The organism is Lacticaseibacillus zeae DSM 20178 = KCTC 3804, assembly GCF_000260435.1.
Lineage (GTDB): Bacteria > Bacillota > Bacilli > Lactobacillales > Lactobacillaceae > Lacticaseibacillus > Lacticaseibacillus zeae.
In genome coordinates this window covers 1-2,363 of record NZ_BACQ01000071.1, presented here as the reverse complement: position 1 = coordinate 2,363, position 2,363 = coordinate 1, and the positions used below count along the sequence as shown (strand labels likewise).

Sequence of the window (2,363 nt, the reverse complement as noted above, 5' to 3'; positions counted from 1 at the left end):
ACATGGCCGTATCTAGGGGCGTGCCGTTAGGCTGATAGTTAGTGGCTGTTGAACTAGGCCAACATATCTTCGACCCTTGTAGTAAATTTATAGCGAATTCGATAGGCCTCACCCTCGAATTTAGCCAAAATTAAAATTGGTATAGCAAATACCCTTAACAGGGTCAGCGCATTGCTCAAGACGATGGCCGCGTCAATCTTGACGGCCAGTGATTCAGCTGTCCGAGTGTTCACCAAGTCAAGCCCCAGCGTGCCCTTCATAAAAGCAAACCGGCGTTCAATGGTACCTCTTCGATTCTCGGCATCAGTATCCTCACGCCGTTTCGCTGCATCAACGTTTTTTGGATGCCGGCCAAGCTTCGGACCGCAGACTCGGATACCCAAATCCTTACACAGCTTTAGGTTCTCCCGATTACGGTACAGCGTATCGGCCAGTACTTCATCCGGATAATGTCCATGAAGGTCGTAATAGTGGTCTAAAGTTTCCGTGAAGTCTTGGCCCTCAGAGAATGCGGTGAAATCAAAACGTTCAATGTCGACTACGCCTTCACTTAACGAACAGTCAATCTTCGCCCCAAATTCAACTTTAGCATTGGCCTTACCACGTTGAATTGGGCGAATGTACGGCTGTTGGAGACTAACAATTCGGTCTTCAACGTGGTGAGTCTTGTGGGTATACATGTACCATTGCTGGTCAAATAGAATTCGAATCACGCCTAAGCGAATCGCTTGTTCATCTGGTAGAGTCGCACCCTGATCGATGAATTCGTTGATGTACTGCAAATCACGGCGCACATATTGAAGTTGGGCCTTGACCTGTTTATGAAAGCCACCACGCTGTTGCTTTGGATGTCGTGAAAATGAGGTCCAACAATGCTTCGCCTCGCGTTTGTACATGCGTGGGTTTGGCACACCAAGTTGGTGTGCCATATCGATCGCCATCGCCTCAAGATTCAGCCTTGCTTGGTTGAGGAGGACGGTGTCTTGAGGATACTTGATTTTGACTGGCACTGCGGTTGCGTCCGTGATGACGGTGTCCACTTTGAATGGGACCAACGCTTCGATCTTGGCGCGTACTGTATCATTCATGATATTCGTAATCAGCTCGGAGATATCGGCAATTCGTTTGCGAAAGTGTGCCAGGCTGGAATAATTGAACGGCTCAACCGCTTTGTATTCGGACAACCCGATGAAATATTGAAGTGCGGGTGTATCACGAATTGCCGCAACCACCCCACGATCAGTTAAACCCATCCGTTGTTGGATCAGGATTGCCCCATAGAGTAAACGAAATGGTTTTGCCGCACGTCCCGCATTTTTGGTGAACTCCAATTGGTATGCCTCATCGAGAGCTTTCCAGGGCATGACCTCCGCCAACTGGACCCACTCATTGTTAGAGCTAAGTGGGGTACTTAAACTGGCACCAAAGGATTCAAATGACAATTGAAGCGGGCTGTGACGATAGACCATACGATAACCTCCGAGTAGGTTCCCAAAAAATGCAAGGAAAATGCAGGAAAACAGCTAATTCCAATGGATTTATTATACCGCAATAATGCATATATTAGCTTAACTGCCTGAATTATAGAATTTTTAAGCAACCACTAGTTAGTGATGATATTCTTGAGTTCATCAGCGTGACGCCCCATCAAAGCATCGTGGAGATCGATGTAGGTTTCATAAGCTGTTTTGAAGGCCGGAAACGTATCGGTTCCAATATCAATAGCGCGTTCTGTTCGGTCGAGTACTTATTCAGGCCGAAGAGGTAGCGGCTCTTTTGTGCGTAAGGGTTGTCCGTATGATAATGCGCCAATGGAATCCTTTCACGCTTCCCTCAAAAAGGAATGTGTTTATCCAGTGCCGGTCTTTGGAGATTATGAAACTGCCGCTGCCGTCCTTTTTGAATATGTGCATGCTTTCTACAATTAGGAAGAGAATTCATAGTTCGCTGGGCTACCAGACCCCCTTACAAGTTGAAATTGCAACACTTACGAGCCAAATGGCCGCCTGATTTAATGCTTTCCAGGGTTCAAATAAGTTATTAATCGCGATTAATGATTTATTTGAGCTGTGGAAGGTAAACGCGGTTCTGAATGTCTCTTAAAATCTGTCTCAAATATTGACTTCAATCCATTTTTCTTAAAATCTTGGTCGTAGCGATTGCGTGAATAGGTCATTTTGAGGACTCCTTTCGGATAAATCAATTCTCTTATGTTTCTGTCCGAAATTCTAGTACAGACCCCGTCACGATGGTAGGCTTATTTGTTATGCCTTCAAGTACGATATTCAGACAACACACCAGATTAAACGCCGCAACTAATAAAACAACAAAAAAGATCTCCCACACGAGGAGATCTCCAAAAG

At 45.7% G+C, this 2,363-nt stretch carries 1 protein-coding gene and 2 pseudogenes; 1 reads left to right on the top strand and 2 read right to left on the bottom strand.

Annotated features, from left to right (window positions below):
- Positions 1–53 precede the first annotated feature (53 nt).
- The gene (locus GSO_RS13895) at positions 54–1,469 is read right to left on the bottom strand and encodes an IS5-like element ISLca2 family transposase (protein ID WP_010493316.1); all 1,416 of its coding nucleotides are present in this window, start codon (positions 1,467–1,469) and stop codon (positions 54–56) included.
- A 137-nt stretch (positions 1,470–1,606) separates the two neighbouring features.
- A pseudogene (locus tag GSO_RS17235) lies at positions 1,607–1,800 on the bottom strand (ISL3 family transposase); the annotation flags it as partial.
- Here GSO_RS17235 and GSO_RS17230 point away from each other — a divergent pair.
- Positions 1,773–2,010, top strand: a pseudogene (locus GSO_RS17230) (integrase core domain-containing protein); the annotation flags it as partial. The pseudogenes GSO_RS17235 and GSO_RS17230 sit on opposite strands and share 28 nt — an antisense overlap.
- Between the last annotated feature and the right edge of the window lie 353 nt (positions 2,011–2,363).

Excerpts from the sequence above, each read along its gene's own strand:
- GSO_RS13895 (WP_010493316.1), bottom strand. The coding sequence starts at position 1,469 with ATGGTCTATCGTCACAGCCCGCTTCAATTGTCATTTGAATCCTTTGGT.